The sequence below is a fragment of the Pseudomonas marincola genome (assembly GCF_900116605.1).
Classification (GTDB): Bacteria; Pseudomonadota; Gammaproteobacteria; order Pseudomonadales; family Pseudomonadaceae; genus Aquipseudomonas; species Aquipseudomonas marincola.
Genome location: NZ_FPBC01000001.1, coordinates 361,643 through 376,188, shown reverse-complemented (window position 1 = coordinate 376,188; position 14,546 = coordinate 361,643). Strand labels below are relative to the sequence as shown.

The window sequence follows — 14,546 nt, the reverse complement described above, 5'->3', positions numbered from 1 at the left end:
TCATGGAATCTCGACTGCAGGCCGGACTCCTCGGCGCCAGCACCGCTGGCCCGGACACTGGCGCGTTCACTGATCTCAATCGCCTGAACAACCTCAAGGTTGGTGGCGACAGTCAGGCCAATATCGAGAAAGTGGCCAAAGAGTTCGAGTCGCTGTTTCTCAATGAAATGCTCAAAGCCATGCGTGCCGCTAACGCAGGCTTTGGTGAAGGCAATTTCATGAACAGCAGCGAAAGCAAAACCTATCAGGATATGTACGACCAGCAGCTCTCGGTGAGCCTGTCGAACAACCAGAATGGCATCGGTTTGGCTGAAGTGCTGGCGCGGCAGATGGCTGGAATGAAGAGCGGCAGCGATCGCCCTAATCCATTTGCCAAGGCGGTTACCGAGGTTACGGATGCAGCGGCTGTTACCGGTACGGCTGCTGTTAGCGGCGCTCAGGTAGTGGCCACGACATCGAGCAAAACCGACGCCTCTCGTGATGATTCGGCGCTGCTGAACCGCCGTCGCCTGTCGTTACCGAGCAAATTGAGTGATCGCCTGATGGCCGGCATCACGCCGAGCGCAGACAGCGTCGGCCAGCCATTGGCCAAGCAGGATTGGGTGGCTGCCAGTGCTTACGCAGCGCCGCCAGACAAAGGCCTGAGCATTAACGGTCAGGAGCCTGAAAGCGCTGCCTCGAAGAAATCAGTGTTCTCGTCACCGGCCGACTTCATCGCGACCATGATGCCGATGGCGGAAAAAGCGGCTGCCAAGATTGGCGTCGAAGCGCGTTATCTGGTGGCTCAGGCGGCGCTTGAAACCGGTTGGGGCAAGTCAATCATCCGTCAGCAAGATGGCTCGACCAGTCACAATCTGTTCGGCATCAAGAGCCACAACAGTTGGGGCGGTGATTCGGCCAAGGTCATGACCACCGAATATGAAAACGGGGTGGCGGTCAAAGAGCCCGCATCGTTCCGCGCCTATGACTCGTTTGCCCAGAGCTTCGACGATTACGTGAGCTTTTTGCAGAACAATGGCCGCTACGAAGGGGCGTTGAACTCGACGGCCAACCCCGAGCGTTTCGTGCAAAAACTGCAACAGGCCGGTTATGCCACCGACCCGAACTACGCCCGTAAGGTGTCGCAGATCGCGCGCAAGATGGCGACCTATCAAACCATTGCCGCCGCGGGCAATCTTTCAACGCAGGGATGAGTTAAGCCATGGCTGACCTACTGAATATTGGCCTGTCCGGGCTGTCCTCGAACAAGACTTCGCTGGCGGTCACCGGGCACAATATTACCAACGTAAACACGCCAGGTTTTACCCGTCAGAGCACGGTGCAGGGCGCCCGCACGCCGCAATACACCGGCGCCGGTTTCATCGGTTCGGGCACGACCCTGACCGACGTGCGCCGCAGCTACAGTGAGTTTCTGACCAATCAGGTGCGCAGCAGCACCTCGCTGAGCAGCGATGTGGAAGCCTATAAAGCCCAGATCGAACAGCTCGATTCATTGCTGGCAGGCTCCACAACCGGTATCTCGCCGGCCATGCAGAATTTCTTTTCAGCGCTGCAAACAGCGGCCGAAGACCCGTCGAATATCCCGGCTCGGCAATTGGTGCTGTCTCAGGCCGAGGGGCTGGCGCGGCGCTTCAATACCGTGAGCGACCGGATCACCGAGCAGAACAGCTTCATCAACACTCAGATGAGTGCGGTGACCGATCAGGTCAACCGCCTGGCCGGCTCGATCGCCAGCCTCAACGATGCAATTGCCAAATCAGCCGCCAACGGCCAGCAGCCCAACGATTTGCTTGATGCGCGTGAGGAAGCCGTGCGTCAGTTGGCAACCTATGTTGGCGTTACCACCGTGCCGCAAGACGACAACACGGTGAATATATTTATTGGCACTGGCCAGCCGCTGGTTGTTGGCAGCAGCGCCAACCGGCTTGAAGCGACTGCCGGCAAGGAAGACCCGAGCCGTTTCGAGATCGAGTTTGTCAGCGGCACCTCCCGCCAGGGCGTGACCAGTTTGATCAGCGGCGGTGAACTCGGCGGGTTGGTGCGCTATCGCTCTGAAACGCTAGACCCGACGCTGAACTCGCTCGGGCGTCTGGCGCTGTCGATCAGTGACCAGATCAATTCGCAGTTGGGCCAGGGTGTCGACCTTAAAGGGCAGGCCGGGTCGTCGCTGTTTGGCGACTACAACACGGCCGATCTGGCAGCCTTAAGGGTCAAAAGTGCGTCGGGCAATACCGGTACGGCGTCGCCTGCGTTGTACATCGGCGACACCGAGTCGTTGACCACCAGCGATTATCGGCTGGAGTTCGATGGCACCAATTATACGGCGCGGCGTATCAGTGACGGCGCCAAGATCGATGTGCAGGTTACTGCACTGCCGGCGCCGAGCACTGAGGTCAGCCTGACGTTCACCGACAGCGCCGGTCGCGATCAAGGCTTCAATGTACAAATTGACCCGTCTGCCGTGCAGAAGGGTGACGTGTTCCAGTTGCAGCCAACGCGTCGCGCTGCCGGTACGATCGAAGTCACACTGGATCAGCCGGACCAACTGGCGTTCGCCGCGCCGATCCGCTCGATTAACGGCTCGCTTGATGCCAACGGCAACATCATCGGTGATAACCGCGGCACGGGCGTTATGTCCCAGCCGACGTTGGTGTCCAACGGCAGCGCGCTAGATATCGCTGCGTTGCAAGGTTTCAGCAAAGAGTTGAGCTACGACGCAACAACCGGCTTCACGGTGGCCGCGCCAGACACGCTTACGCTCAAGGGTGGCGGCAGTTTCGTGCCGGGGCAGGTGAATACCTACACGCTGACCTCGGGCGGCCAGACCATTGAGTTCACCATCAGCGGCAGGCCGCAGCAGGGCGACACCTTCACATTGGCATTCAATGCCACCGGCGTTTCGGATAACCGCAACGCGCTGCAACTGGTCGATCTGCAAAACAAACAGGTGATCGGGGTTGACCCGACCGTAACCGGAATTGCCACCGGCTCCAGTTTCACCGACAGCTACGGCGACACAGTGGAGCGGGTCGGCACGCTGACGGCGCAGGCGCGTCAGGATAGCGAGGCAACCACCGCGATTCTCAAGCAGGCCACCGATAACCGCGATTCGCTGTCGGCGGTCAACCTCGATGAAGAGGCGGCCAACCTGATCAAGTTCGAGCAGTACTACAACGCCTCGGCGCAGGTGATTCAAGTTGCGCGCTCGTTGTTCGATACCCTGATTGGCACGTTCCGCTAATTACCCAAAACTGCTTAAGGAGGCCCTATGCGTATTTCCACTATTCAGGCGTTTAACAACGGGGTTTCCGGGCTGCAGCGCAATTATGCCGACGCCACTCGCACGCAAGAGCAGATCAGTACCGGTAACCGGATTCTGACCCCGGCCGATGATCCGGTGGCATCGGTGCGCCTGCTGCAACTTGAGCAGCAGCAGAATGTGCTGGGCCAGTACAGCAGCAACCTGACGGCGGCCAACAGCAGCCTGACGCAGGAAGAGGTCACCCTGAACTCGGTCAACACGATCATGCAGCGCGTGCGTGAACTGGCCGTTCAGGCCGGTAACGGCGCATTGAGCCAGGCTGACCGGCAGTCTATTTCTGCCGAGTTGGGCCAGCGTGAGGATGAACTGCTGGGCTTGATGAATACGCGCAACGCCCGTGGTGAATACCTGTTTGCCGGTTTTCAGGGCAAGAGCCAGCCGTTCGTGCGCAATCCGGATGGCAGCTACAGCTATACCGGCGATGAAGGCCAGCGCACGCTGCAGATTTCTGCCTCACTGAATGTTCCGATCAGCGATAACGGTCTGGCGATCTTCCAGAGTGCCGTCAACGCTGGTCGCCTGTCGCTTACCGACAACTCAACACCGGCGGCGCCTGCCTCGACCGTCAGCGGTATGCTGATTGAGGATGAGGTCGCGTTTGCCAATTTCCCAGCGGCCGGTATTCAGTTGGATTTTGATCCGACTGACCCGACCAAGTACTCCATCACTAATCTTGATACCGGTGAAGTGACCAATGGTGTGCTGGAAGAGGGCAAGGATACGCAGGTCAAATATGCCGGTACGTCGCTGTTCGTTAATGGCACACCGCCTGGCGGTGCAAGTTTTGTGGTAGCCGGTCCGGATGCCAATCCGGCGAGCCCGCCGCCGAACAAGGTGAGTATTCTCAACACCATCGCTGATTTGCGTAAAGCGCTGGAGTCCGCGCCGGACTCGGAGGCCGGCAACCGCCAGACCCGCGATGCCGTGGCACTGGCCATTACCAATCTCGACAACGGCATGACCACTATCGACCTCACGCGAGGCAAGATCGGTGCGCGCCTGAACACTATTGAATCTACCCAGACTGATAATGACGATGTCTCGCTGGTCAACAAGTCGGTGCAGGCAGACCTGCGTGAGCTGGATTACGCCGAGGCGCTGTCACGCCTGTCGTTCCAGTCGATCATTCTCGAAGCAGCGCAGCAGAGCTACGTGAAAATCAGTGGCCTGAACCTGTTCAACAAGCTCTGAACCCTCGATTGACCTTTTCAGCCTGCGCCTGCTCAGGCATGCTCTGCTGCTGATTTGTTGGCAACAGAGCATGCAATGCACGACTACCAATGGCTCCACGAATACTGCCTGAACCGCTTTGGCTCAAGCCGGGCGCTGGAAGCGCGCCTGCCGCAGCCGCAGAGCGAACAGTACCTGCGTGAGCTGAGTGATGACCGTTATCTGTCGACCATGAGCCTGAGGATATTCCGCGCTGGGCTTAAACACAGCCTTGTGGACGCCAAATGGCCTGCTTTCGAGCAGGTGTTCTTCGGCTTCGACCCCGAAAAAGTGGTGCTGATGGGGGCGGAGCGGCTGGAAAACCTGATGCAGGATGCGCGCATCATTCGCCACCTCGGCAAACTCAAGAGCGTGCCGCGCAATGCCCAGTTCATTCTCGATGAGCGCCAGCGTCGTGGCAATTTTGGCGCGCTGATCGCCGACTGGCCGAGCAGCGACATCGTGGGATTGTGGAAATACCTGGCCAAGCAGGGCACGCAATTGGGCGGCTTATCGGCGCCGCGTTTTCTGCGTATGGTCGGTAAAGACACCTTTGTGCCGACGGATGACATGGTGGCGGCGCTCAAGGCGCAGAAAGTCGTGGATAAAGCGCCCACCAGCCTCAAAGAGCTGGCAGCGGTGCAGGCACTCTTCAACAGTTGGCAGGAACAAAGCGGGCGGCCGCTGTGCCAGTTGTCTGTCATGCTCGCGCACACGGTTAATCACTGAGTCTGGAGCGGCCGTGCAATCGTCTGTCGAGCAAGTTGTCAGCGCCATCAGGGCGGCCAAACGGATTCTGGTCATCACCGGGGCAGGCTTGTCGGCTGATTCCGGTTTGCCGACGTATCGCGGCCTTGGCGGGCTGTACAACGGTAAAACGGCTGAAGGGCTGGCCATCGAGACGGCATTGTCCGGGCCAATGCTCAGGCGTGATCCGGCGCTGTGCTGGAAATATCTGGCTGAACTGGCGCGCGCCTGTATGCAGGCAGAGCCCAATGCCGGGCATTATGCGCTGGCAAAACTGCAGCAGTTGAAGCCCGAATGCTGGGTGCTGACCCAGAATATTGACGGTTATCACCGGGTAGCGGGCAGCCCTGACGAGCGATTGATTGAAATTCACGGCGAAATAGCGCCGCTGTTCTGTCAGGCCTGTGGTGAGGTCGATGCGCAACTGGCCGAGCATCTGCAAAGGCCGTTACCGCCGTTGTGCAAACACTGTGGTGGGATTTTACGCCCGCCGGTGGTGCTGTTTGAGGAAATGCTGCCAACGCGCGCATTAGCGCAATTGCAGGAGCAAATGATGCAGGGTTTTGACCTGGTAATGAGTGTCGGCACCACGGCAAGCTTCGGCTATATTACCGAGCCAATCCTGCGTACGCGCTTCGCCGGAGGCTTCACCGTAGAGGTCAATCCGACCGTAACGGCGCTTAGCGAAACCGTTGATGTTCACCTGCAAGGAACTGCCTTAGATGTTCTGCCGGCACTGGTAAGTCACATTTAGTTCAATAGAATTTGCAAATGGGCGCTATAGAAGGCATAGTTTCGCGAATATCTGAATTTTGACACGTACGCGCCCTATGCTAAAACGCCTATCGCCCCTCGTGCCGATTGCACTCACTGTCCTCCTGGCTGCTTGTGCAAGCCAGGCGCCTCAGCAACCGCCAATGACGGAGGCAGTCAAAGCCCCGACGGTTGCAATTGACTTGGACTCGCTGCCAGAACCGGAAAACGTTCCATCATTCAGTGATGAAACAGCCTACAAACTGCCTGAACTGGCAGACAGCATTCTCTCTCACGGTCGTTCACTTCTGGGTACTCGTTATCGCTGGGGCGGTAGCTCGGTGCAAACCGGCTTCGACTGCAGTGGCTTTATCGGTTATCTGTTTGAAGAAGAGGCGGGCCTGCAGTTGCCGCGCTCGACGCGTGAAATGATTCAAGTAGATGCACCTGTCGTTAAGCGCAGTGAGCTTGAACCGGGCGATGTGGTGTTTTTCAGCACCAATGGCCGGGGCCGTGTCAGCCACGCTGGTATTTACTTGGGGGATGATCAATTCATCCACTCCGCAAGCCGACGCAACGGTGTGCGGATCGACAGCCTGAAGGACAGTTATTGGAAGCGAAATTATCTTGAAGCCAAACGAGTTCTGGCAATGGCTTCCACAGAACAGTCCTCCGTTCGGTAGTGTTTTTCAAAGGCGCTTAGGCGCCTTTTTTCATTTGTGTTTGGCCGCTTTTATCTTTCAACAAGGTGCGGTCTTAGGTGGTGAGCCGCGATCACATTAAATTTTTGCAGCGTCGTCGTTGGTATGCTGCCAGATTCAGGTTGTTAAGTTTATGCGTCACTTTTTAATAAAATCATTGTTGTTGCTCTCTTTGACCGTGAGCACCGCATTCCAGGCTCATGCAGCCCCGGCAGCCCGAGCGGCCAAGGTTGAGTTGCCCAAGGCCGATGCCATTGTTGATCGCGCCCGTGAGTTGTTAGGGATTCCGTATCGCTGGGGCGGCACCAGTGTTCATCGCGGGTTCGATTGCAGCGGCCTGATCGTGTATCTGTTTGGCAGCGAGGCGAACATTCACTTGCCGCGCACGACCCAGCAAATGCTGCACTCGACCAAAGCGCCAACTGTTGCGCGCTCCAGCCTGCGGGCAGGGGATGTGGTGTTCTTCAACCACAACGGTGGCGGTCGGGTCAGCCACATGGGGCTGTATATCGGCGGCGGGCGCTTCATTCATGCTCCGCGTACCGGCAAGACAATCCGTATTTCCAAGCTGGACAGCGCGTATTGGAGCCGCCATTACATCGGTGCCAAGCGCTTTCTCGGCGGGGCCAGTGCGGCCTCTCGCGTAGCCAGCAGCAAGACCGATCGTGGCAATCGCGAACAGCCTGTACTAGCCTCTCGGTCACGTGTGTCGCATCGCTCTTAGCTCGACTCAGTAATTTTGCAAGGCTCAGGATCGAACTCGCATGGTAGCAACGACCCGTAACGCCCTATTACTTGTTCTCGCTTTGCTGGCCGGTTGCGCCAGCCAGGCGCCGGCTCCCCAACCGGTTCAGCCTATTGTCAGCCACAGTTTCAACGGCAATGCAGATGATGTGCTGATGCGCGCCATCGGCCTGGTCGGCACGCCTTATGTTTACGGTGGCAACACCCCGCAAGGCGGTTTTGACTGCAGCGGCCTTATCGGCTTCGTCTACCGCGATGCTGCGGGTATCCAGTTGCCGCGTACCACCTCGCAACTGATCAATCTGCGTGGCCCGAGTGTTTCGCGCAATGCCCTGCAAAGTGGCGATCTGGTGTTCTTCGCGACCGCTGGCGGCAACAAGGTCAGCCATGCCGGTATTTATGTCGGCGAAGGGCGCTTTGTGCATGCGCCTTCAAGTGGTGGTACCGTGCGTCTTGATAGCCTGAGCAATGTTTACTGGCAGCGCGCCTACCTCAACGCCAAGCGCGTGTTCACTGCGGATATTGCTCACAACCCTTGATAGAACGGGTTTTGCGATATGACCAATCGAACCTTGAATCTCGACGATTCACTCTATAACTACCTGCTTGATGTCTCCCTGCGCGAGACGCCGCTGTTAAAGCGTCTGCGCGACGAGACCGCGCAAATGCCCACTGCGCGCTGGCAAATCGCGCCCGAGCAAGGTCAGTTCATGGCGTTGCTGGTGCAGCTCACCGGCGCTAAGCGCATCGTCGAAGTCGGCACGTTCACCGGTTACAGCGCATTGTGCATGGCGCAGGCAATGCCGGCTGACGGGCAGATGATTTGTTGCGATCTGGCTGCGGACTACAACCGCATCGCCGAGCGTTATTGGCAGGAGGCGGGAGTAGATTCGCGCATCGAACAGCGCCTGGCTCCGGCCTTGGAGACGCTGGCGCAACTTGCCGATGACACATTTGATCTGGTTTTTGTCGATGCCGACAAAGCCAATTACCCGGCGTATCTCGAACACGGTCTGCGGCTTCTGCGTCAGGGTGGGTTGTTGCTGTTCGATAACACCCTGTGGAGCGGCCGGGTGCTTGAGATATATGCTGAGAGCGCCGATACGCGGGCGATCCAGATGCTCAACAGCGCACTTAAACTCGATACGCGAATTGATCTGTCGTTGCTGCCGATTGGCGACGGCCTGACGCTGTGCCGCAAGCGCTGAGCAAACCTGCGTCCGATCATGCCCGAACCGATTCGCCTGCCCCCGCAACCCGATGTCTGCGAATTGTGCCAGCGGGCGGCGGCATTGACGCGCCATCATCTGATCCCCAAAGCCCTGCATGACAAAGCGTATGTGCAAAAACGCTTCAGCAAGCAACAGTGCATCAGCGCCACGCTTTGGGTCTGCCGGGCCTGCCATAACCAGATTCACCGGCTGTTCAGCGAGAAGCAACTGGCGCTGACGTATCACAGCCGTGAGGCGCTGTTAACGGATGAGCGCCTGCGAACCTTCGTCGAGTGGTTAGCGACCAAGCCCGCCGGTTTCATGCCGCGGCATTAATCGTAGCAATTGACCTTCTGGCATCAAGCCACTACTCTGCGCGCCTTGCTTCAGGTGCCCCGACATTTAGTCAGGGGTGAAACAGGGAAGTCGGTGCGCCAGATATCGATCTGACAATTCCGACGCTGCCCCCGCAACGGTAGACGAGTCAAGCCAACGCTTTTTCAACCACTGTGCTCAGCATGGGAAGGTGCGTTCGCTGGTGTGCTGATCCTCAGCAGACAACTCGTAAGCCCGGAGACCGGCCTGTCGCAGTTCACGGCATAGCGGAGGGCTTTGTCTGGCGTACGTGCGGCCCTGTGTTGTTGCGCGTGCGCGTCTGTTCTCCGTATGTCTCCCTAAGCCTATGTCGCACGGGTGAGAGCGACGGAGCATACCTAGAAATGAGTAAGTCCCTTTTCACGCCAGCAGTTGCCTTGCTGTGCGCCGCTGTAACACAGGTTCACGCTGCCGACAGCAGCGAACTCGAACCCCTCGTCATCACCGCCACGCGCACCCCGCAAACGGCCGAGCAAAATCTGGCGGCGATCACGGTGTTTGATCGCAAGAAAATCGAACAAAGCCAGGTCAACTCGGTGCCCGAGTTGCTCAAGCGCGTGCCCGGCGTCAATTTGGTCAACAATGGTGGCCCCGGCAAAAGCACTTCGCTGTTTATGCGCGGCACCGAGTCTGACCACGTTCTGGTCATGATCGACGGCGTAAAAGTGGGCTCAGCCACTTCGGGCGGAGCGGCGTTGCAAGACCTGCCGATTGAGCTGATTGATCGCATTGAAGTTGTTCGCGGGCCACGCTCAAGCCTTTATGGCTCCGAGGCGATTGGCGGGGTTATCCAGATTTTTACCCGCAAAGGCACCGACGGTAGCCCCAAACCGTTTTTCTCGGCGGGTATCGGCACACATGACACCTATACCGGCAGCGCCGGGGTAGCGGGCGGCACCGATAAGGGCTGGTACAACCTGAGCATGAGCAGCTCGGACACCGACGGCATCAACGTCAAGTCGGTCGGCACCAGCGGCTATGAAAGTGATGACGACGGCTATCGCAATCTCGCCGGTTCGTTGAGCGGTGGTTACCGTTTCGACAACGGGCTGGAGTTGGACGCGAACATTCTGCAGGCCAAGTCGCACAACGATTACGACTCGGTGAACCGTGCGCGGACTTCGGGCTTCAATGCCAATGCCGACGGCGAAACCCGTGTGCTTGGTACGCGGGCGCGGTTTTCACCACTGGAACCCTGGCAGGTCACCTTGCAAGCCGGGCGCAGCGAAGACAAATCCGACGCCTATCAGGACGCCGCGTTCTACTCGCGTTTCGACACCCGTCGCGACAGCCTGAGCTGGCAGAACGACTTTGCCGTCGCCGCTGGCCAGACCCTGACAGTTGGCGTCGATTATCAGCTTGATGAGGTCAATGGCAGCACCGCTTATGCCGAAGACTCGCGCGATAACAACGGCGTGTTCGTGCAATACCTGGGCAATGTGGGTCGCCACGACTGGCAACTGTCGCTGCGCCAGGACGATAACCAGCAGTTTGGCCGCCACGACACCGGCAACATTGCGTACGGCTACGCACTGACCGACTGGCTGCGCAGCACTGTCAGCTTCGGCACGGCGTTTAAGGCACCGACCTTCAATGAACTGTACTACCCCAACTACGGCAACCCTGACCTCGATGCGGAAACCTCCGAAAGCCTGGAATTCGGCCTGGTCGGGGAGCACAGCTGGGGCCAGTGGCAAGTTAATGCGTTCCGCACGCGCATTGATGACCTGATTGCCTACGACTCCTCGATTCAAGGCCCGGCAAACGTTGCCGAGGCGACGATTCGCGGCGTCGAGTTGGTACTTGCCAGCCAGTGGATGGGCGTTGACTGGAATGCCAACTACACGTTGATGGACCCGGAAGACAGCTCTGGCGGTGCCAATGACGGCAACGAACTCGCACGCCGGGCCAAGCAACTGTTCAACCTGGATCTGGATCGTCGTTTTGGCGACTTCAGTGTGGGTGCCAGCTTGCACGCGGAAGGTCAGCGTTATGACGATCTGGCCAACACCACCGAGCTATCCGGCTACGCAGATGTCGACCTGCGCGGCGAGTATCGCCTCACAGAAGAATGGCGCCTGCAAAGTCGCATCGCCAATCTGTTTAATGCCGATTACGAGACGGCTGACGGCTATAACCAGCCGGGCCAGGCGGTGTATTTCACCGTGCGTTACCAAGCCCTGTAACCCTGTGCAAACGGTTGCGCGCCTTAACGGCGGCGCAGCCGTTTTGCTGCCAAGCGATTCAAGGAGTTAACGATGAACCTGAGCACACGCAATCAATTGCTGATCGGCCTGGCGCTGGCGGTGTTAATGGCAATTACCCGGGGCCATCATTTTGCGACCGTGAATTTGCCCAGCGCCTCGTGGGCCGTGTTCTTTCTGGCGGGTGTTCTGCTTAAGCCTCGCTGGGTTTTTCCGGCGTTGTTTATTGAGGCGTCCTTGCTCGACTTTGCGGCAATTGAGTGGGCTGGCGTCAGCGACTGGTGCATGTCCCCGGCATACTGGATGCTGGTTCCAGCCTATGCCTCGCTGTGGTTTGGCGGGCGCCTGTACGCGCGCATGCATCAGTACAAATTTTCCAGCCTGCTGCTGTTGGCCGTTACGGTGATTATCAGTGCATCAGTCTGCTACCTGTTTTCGGGCGGCGGATTTCTGTTTTTCTCCGGCCGCTATGCAGATCCGACGTTGAGCATGTTGTTGGAGCGTTTCAGCGTTTACTTGCCGCGTTATCTGGGCACGCTGGCCTGGTACATCGGCGTTGCGGCGCTGTTGTTTGTGTTGATCGGGCAGGGCAGCCACTTCAAGCAAAAGAGTGAGGTGAAGTCATGAGTGAATCTGCAGAACGCGACGCCCGACACAAGGCGCGCATGGAGCGAAAAAAAGCCCTGATTGATGAGCGCATTGCTCAGGCGCAGGACGAATATGGCTTGTTGCTGGTGCATACCGGCAACGGCAAAGGCAAAAGCAGTTCGGCATTCGGCATGGTTGCCCGTGCGCTGGGTCACGGGATCAAGGTCGGTATCGTGCAGTTCATCAAGGGTTCGGCGACTACTGGCGAGGAGGCGTTCTTCCGGCGCTTTCCGCAAGAGGTCCGGTACCACGTGATGGGCGGCGGCTTTACCTGGGAAACCCAGGATCGCCAGCGTGATATCAGCATGGCCAAGGCAGCCTGGGCAATTGCTGTAGAGCTAATGAGCGACCCGGAGATTGGCTTGGTGGTGCTTGATGAGCTGAATATCGCGCTCAAGTACGGGTATCTGGAATTGAGCGAAGTGCTTGCCGATATTGAAGCCCGGCCGATGTTGCAGCACGTTGTTGTAACCGGTCGCGGCGCACCGCCGGCGATGATCGAAGCGGCTGATACCGTGACTGAAATGGGCTTGATCAAACACGCTTACAAAAACGGTGTGAAGGCCCAGCCCGGAGTCGAATACTAGGCGGCTTAGCGGCGAGACGAGGGCCTTGAGCATTCTACGTCGGCGCCATAACAGGAGAAGGTGACAAGCTATGAGTATTCGCAAGTGTCCGGCTCTGTTGGTCGCAGCGCCAGCCTCGGGGCAGGGCAAGACGACCGTCACTGCTGCGCTGGCGCGGTTATACAGCCGCGCCGGCAAGCGCGTGCGGGTGTTCAAATGCGGGCCTGACTTTCTCGATCCGATGGTTCTGGCTCGCGCCTCTGGCCAGCCGGTCTATCAGCTGGACCTGTGGATGGTCGGCGAAGCCGAAAGCCGTCGCCTGTTGTGGGAGGCTGCGGAGGAAGCTGATCTGATTTTGATCGAAGGCGTCATGGGCTTGTTCGATGGCAACCCTTCGGCCGCGGACTTGGCGCGACATTTCGACGTGCCGGTGATGGCGGTGATTGATGCCTCGGCCATGGCGCAAACCTTCGCCGCGCTGGCACATGGTCTGGCGACGTATCAGGCAGATTTGCCATTCTCCGGGGTGCTGGCCAATCGTCTGGGCAGTGCCCGTCACGGCGAGATTTTGCGCGACGCTCTGCCAACATCGATTCGCTGGTACGGCGGCTTGCCGCGCAGTGTCGGCTTTGGATTGCCGAGTCGGCATCTGGGCCTGGTTCAGGCCGATGAACTGGACGATCTCGATGCACGACTCGATGCCGCCGCCGATGCCCTGCAAGCCAGCGCGTCGGTCGAGTTGCCGCCCGCGGTCAGCTTTGCGGCGCCGCCACCGAGAGATATTCAGCCGCTGTTGGCAGGGGTCAGAATTGGCGTCGCCCGCGACAGCTCGTTCGCCTTTATTTATCAGGCTAATCTCGATCTGTTGCAGGCGATGGGCGCCGAGTTGTGCCTGTTCTCGCCGGTCACTGATCAGTATCTGCCCGAGGTCGACAGCCTGTATTTGCCGGGCGGTTATCCCGAGTTGCATCTGCCGCAACTAGCCGCCAATCAGTCTATGGCGCAAGCCATAAAAAGCCATCACGCGGCAGGCAAGCCAATACTCGCCGAGTGCGGCGGCATGCTTTATTTACTTGAAAGGCTGACCGACAAGGACGGTCATGGCGCCGCCATGCTCGGGATTCTCCAAGGGCAGGCATCCTTACAAAAGCGCCTGACGGCTTTGGCGTTGCAATCGGTCGAACTGCCGGAAGGTGTATTGCGCGGCCACACCTTTCACCACTCCAGCATGCACACTGCACTGCAACCGCTGGCCTTGGGTGAATGCCCGAACTACAAACGCACGGCAGAACCGGTGTATCGCGAGGGCCGCCTGTGCGCCTCGTATATCCACTTCTATATGCCGTCCAATCCTGCGGCTGCTGCCGCTTTATTGCGGCCATGACGGTGAGTTGAAGGGAGCCAACATGAGCGATCAACACTTCACCGAGCAAGAGCGCGACGCGGTCTATCGGGTGATTGCCGAGCGGCGTGACATGCGCCACTTTGTCGGCGGCGAAGTGCCCCCGGCAATTCTGGCGAATCTGCTGGAGGCGGCTCATCAGGCGCCGAGTGTTGGGTTGATGCAGCCGTGGCGGTTTATCCGCATTACCGACCGCGCGTTGCGGGGGAAGATTCAGGCGCTGGTTGAGGAGGAAAGGCTGCGTACCGCGCAGGCGTTAGGGGAGCGCAGCGATGAATTCATGCGCCTCAAGGTGGAGGGAATTGCCGACTGCGCCGAAGTTTTGGTTGTCGCATTGATGGATGGACGTGAAACTCACGTGTTTGGCCGCAGGACATTGCCGGAAATGGATCTGGCATCCATGTCGTGCGCCATTCAAAATCTATGGCTGGCAGCACGTGCCGAGAATCTTGGCATGGGTTGGGTCTCACTGTTTGAACCACAGGCAATGGCGCAATTGCTAGGCATGCCGACTGGCAGCAAACCCCTTGGGGTTCTGTGTCTGGGGCCGGTTGCCGAGTTCTACAGTAAGCCAATGCTGGTCCAGGAAGGTTGGGCAAAGACCCGGCCGCTGAGTGAGCTACTGTTTAATAATCAATGGGGAAATCACCAGTAATGAACGCCT

Annotated in this window: 15 protein-coding genes and 1 riboswitch; all 15 genes read left to right on the top strand. The window is 58.5% G+C overall.

Annotation, left to right across the window (positions count from 1 at the left end; all coding sequences use genetic code 11):
* Positions 1 to 2 precede the first annotated feature (2 nt).
* The 15 genes from flgJ to bluB all read left to right on the top strand — a co-directional run bounded on the left by flgJ (position 3) and on the right by bluB (position 14,537).
* A complete protein-coding gene (flgJ, locus tag BM395_RS01840; protein ID WP_090508676.1) occupies positions 3 to 1,193 on the top strand; it encodes a flagellar assembly peptidoglycan hydrolase FlgJ in 1,191 nt (396 codons plus the stop codon).
* Positions 1,194 to 1,201: 8 nt separating this feature from the next.
* Positions 1,202 to 3,241 carry a flagellar hook-associated protein FlgK gene (flgK, locus tag BM395_RS01835; protein WP_090508675.1) on the top strand — a complete coding sequence of 680 codons (2,040 nt, stop codon included), beginning with the start codon at positions 1,202 to 1,204 and terminating at the stop codon, positions 3,239 to 3,241.
* 27 nt (positions 3,242 to 3,268) lie between these two features.
* Positions 3,269 to 4,513 (top strand): flagellar hook-associated protein FlgL, encoded by a 1,245-nt coding sequence (flgL, locus tag BM395_RS01830; RefSeq protein WP_090508674.1) that lies wholly within the window; start codon positions 3,269 to 3,271, stop codon positions 4,511 to 4,513.
* Positions 4,514 to 4,588: 75 nt separating this feature from the next.
* Entirely contained in the window at positions 4,589 to 5,260 is a 672-nt protein-coding gene (locus BM395_RS01825; protein ID WP_090508673.1) for a DNA-3-methyladenine glycosylase I, read from the top strand.
* 13 nt (positions 5,261 to 5,273) lie between these two features.
* Positions 5,274 to 6,032 (top strand): NAD-dependent deacylase, encoded by a 759-nt coding sequence (locus tag BM395_RS01820; protein ID WP_090508672.1) that lies wholly within the window; start codon positions 5,274 to 5,276, stop codon positions 6,030 to 6,032.
* Between the two features lie 76 nt (positions 6,033 to 6,108).
* Positions 6,109 to 6,714: a C40 family peptidase gene (locus BM395_RS01815; protein WP_069899163.1), complete on the top strand. Its 606-nt coding sequence runs from the start codon at positions 6,109 to 6,111 to the stop codon at positions 6,712 to 6,714.
* A 151-nt stretch (positions 6,715 to 6,865) separates the two neighbouring features.
* On the top strand, positions 6,866 to 7,456 hold the full coding sequence (locus BM395_RS01810) for a C40 family peptidase (RefSeq protein ID WP_090508671.1): 591 nt from the start codon (positions 6,866 to 6,868) through the stop codon (positions 7,454 to 7,456).
* Between the two features lie 40 nt (positions 7,457 to 7,496).
* Positions 7,497 to 8,015, top strand: a complete 519-nt coding sequence (locus tag BM395_RS01805) for a C40 family peptidase (protein ID WP_069899160.1) — start codon at positions 7,497 to 7,499, stop codon at positions 8,013 to 8,015.
* An 18-nt stretch (positions 8,016 to 8,033) separates the two neighbouring features.
* Positions 8,034 to 8,684, top strand: a complete 651-nt coding sequence (locus BM395_RS01800; protein ID WP_090508670.1) for a class I SAM-dependent methyltransferase — start codon at positions 8,034 to 8,036, stop codon at positions 8,682 to 8,684.
* An 18-nt stretch (positions 8,685 to 8,702) separates the two neighbouring features.
* Positions 8,703 to 9,023 carry a hypothetical protein gene (locus tag BM395_RS01795; RefSeq protein ID WP_069899156.1) on the top strand — a complete coding sequence of 107 codons (321 nt, stop codon included), beginning with the start codon at positions 8,703 to 8,705 and terminating at the stop codon, positions 9,021 to 9,023.
* Between the two features lie 35 nt (positions 9,024 to 9,058).
* Positions 9,059 to 9,287, top strand: a riboswitch (cobalamin riboswitch).
* A gap of 119 nt (positions 9,288 to 9,406) precedes the next feature.
* Entirely contained in the window at positions 9,407 to 11,248 is a 1,842-nt protein-coding gene (gene btuB, locus BM395_RS01790; protein WP_090508669.1) for a TonB-dependent vitamin B12 receptor, read from the top strand.
* A gap of 72 nt (positions 11,249 to 11,320) precedes the next feature.
* Positions 11,321 to 11,893, top strand: a complete 573-nt coding sequence (locus tag BM395_RS01785) for a hypothetical protein (RefSeq protein ID WP_090508668.1) — start codon at positions 11,321 to 11,323, stop codon at positions 11,891 to 11,893.
* Complete coding sequence (gene cobO, locus BM395_RS01780) at positions 11,890 to 12,501, top strand: cob(I)yrinic acid a,c-diamide adenosyltransferase (RefSeq protein ID WP_069899150.1); 612 nt, start codon at positions 11,890 to 11,892, stop codon at positions 12,499 to 12,501. Before BM395_RS01785 ends, cobO begins: the two co-directional genes overlap by 4 nt.
* A gap of 70 nt (positions 12,502 to 12,571) precedes the next feature.
* A complete protein-coding gene (locus tag BM395_RS01775) occupies positions 12,572 to 13,864 on the top strand; it encodes a cobyrinic acid a,c-diamide synthase CobB (RefSeq protein ID WP_090508667.1) in 1,293 nt (430 codons plus the stop codon).
* 22 nt (positions 13,865 to 13,886) lie between these two features.
* Positions 13,887 to 14,537: a 5,6-dimethylbenzimidazole synthase gene (gene bluB, locus BM395_RS01770; RefSeq protein ID WP_090508666.1), complete on the top strand. Its 651-nt coding sequence runs from the start codon at positions 13,887 to 13,889 to the stop codon at positions 14,535 to 14,537.
* Positions 14,538 to 14,546 lie beyond the last annotated feature (9 nt).

What these genes read in the sequence shown, in the direction of transcription:
- flgJ (WP_090508676.1), top strand. Translation starts at nt 3, where the DNA reads ATGGAATCTCGACTGCAGGCCGGACTCCTCGGCGCCAGCACCGCTGGC.
- flgK (WP_090508675.1), top strand. Translation starts at nt 1,202, where the DNA reads ATGGCTGACCTACTGAATATTGGCCTGTCCGGGCTGTCCTCGAACAAG.
- flgL (WP_090508674.1), top strand. Translation starts at nt 3,269, where the DNA reads ATGCGTATTTCCACTATTCAGGCGTTTAACAACGGGGTTTCCGGGCTG.
- BM395_RS01825 (WP_090508673.1), top strand. Translation starts at nt 4,589, where the DNA reads ATGCACGACTACCAATGGCTCCACGAATACTGCCTGAACCGCTTTGGC.
- BM395_RS01815 (WP_069899163.1), top strand. Translation starts at nt 6,109, where the DNA reads ATGCTAAAACGCCTATCGCCCCTCGTGCCGATTGCACTCACTGTCCTC.
- BM395_RS01810 (WP_090508671.1), top strand. Translation starts at nt 6,866, where the DNA reads ATGCGTCACTTTTTAATAAAATCATTGTTGTTGCTCTCTTTGACCGTG.
- BM395_RS01805 (WP_069899160.1), top strand. Translation starts at nt 7,497, where the DNA reads ATGGTAGCAACGACCCGTAACGCCCTATTACTTGTTCTCGCTTTGCTG.
- BM395_RS01800 (WP_090508670.1), top strand. Translation starts at nt 8,034, where the DNA reads ATGACCAATCGAACCTTGAATCTCGACGATTCACTCTATAACTACCTG.
- BM395_RS01795 (WP_069899156.1), top strand. Translation starts at nt 8,703, where the DNA reads ATGCCCGAACCGATTCGCCTGCCCCCGCAACCCGATGTCTGCGAATTG.
- btuB (WP_090508669.1), top strand. Translation starts at nt 9,407, where the DNA reads ATGAGTAAGTCCCTTTTCACGCCAGCAGTTGCCTTGCTGTGCGCCGCT.
- BM395_RS01785 (WP_090508668.1), top strand. Translation starts at nt 11,321, where the DNA reads ATGAACCTGAGCACACGCAATCAATTGCTGATCGGCCTGGCGCTGGCG.
- cobO (WP_069899150.1), top strand. Translation starts at nt 11,890, where the DNA reads ATGAGTGAATCTGCAGAACGCGACGCCCGACACAAGGCGCGCATGGAG.
- BM395_RS01775 (WP_090508667.1), top strand. Translation starts at nt 12,572, where the DNA reads ATGAGTATTCGCAAGTGTCCGGCTCTGTTGGTCGCAGCGCCAGCCTCG.
- bluB (WP_090508666.1), top strand. Translation starts at nt 13,887, where the DNA reads ATGAGCGATCAACACTTCACCGAGCAAGAGCGCGACGCGGTCTATCGG.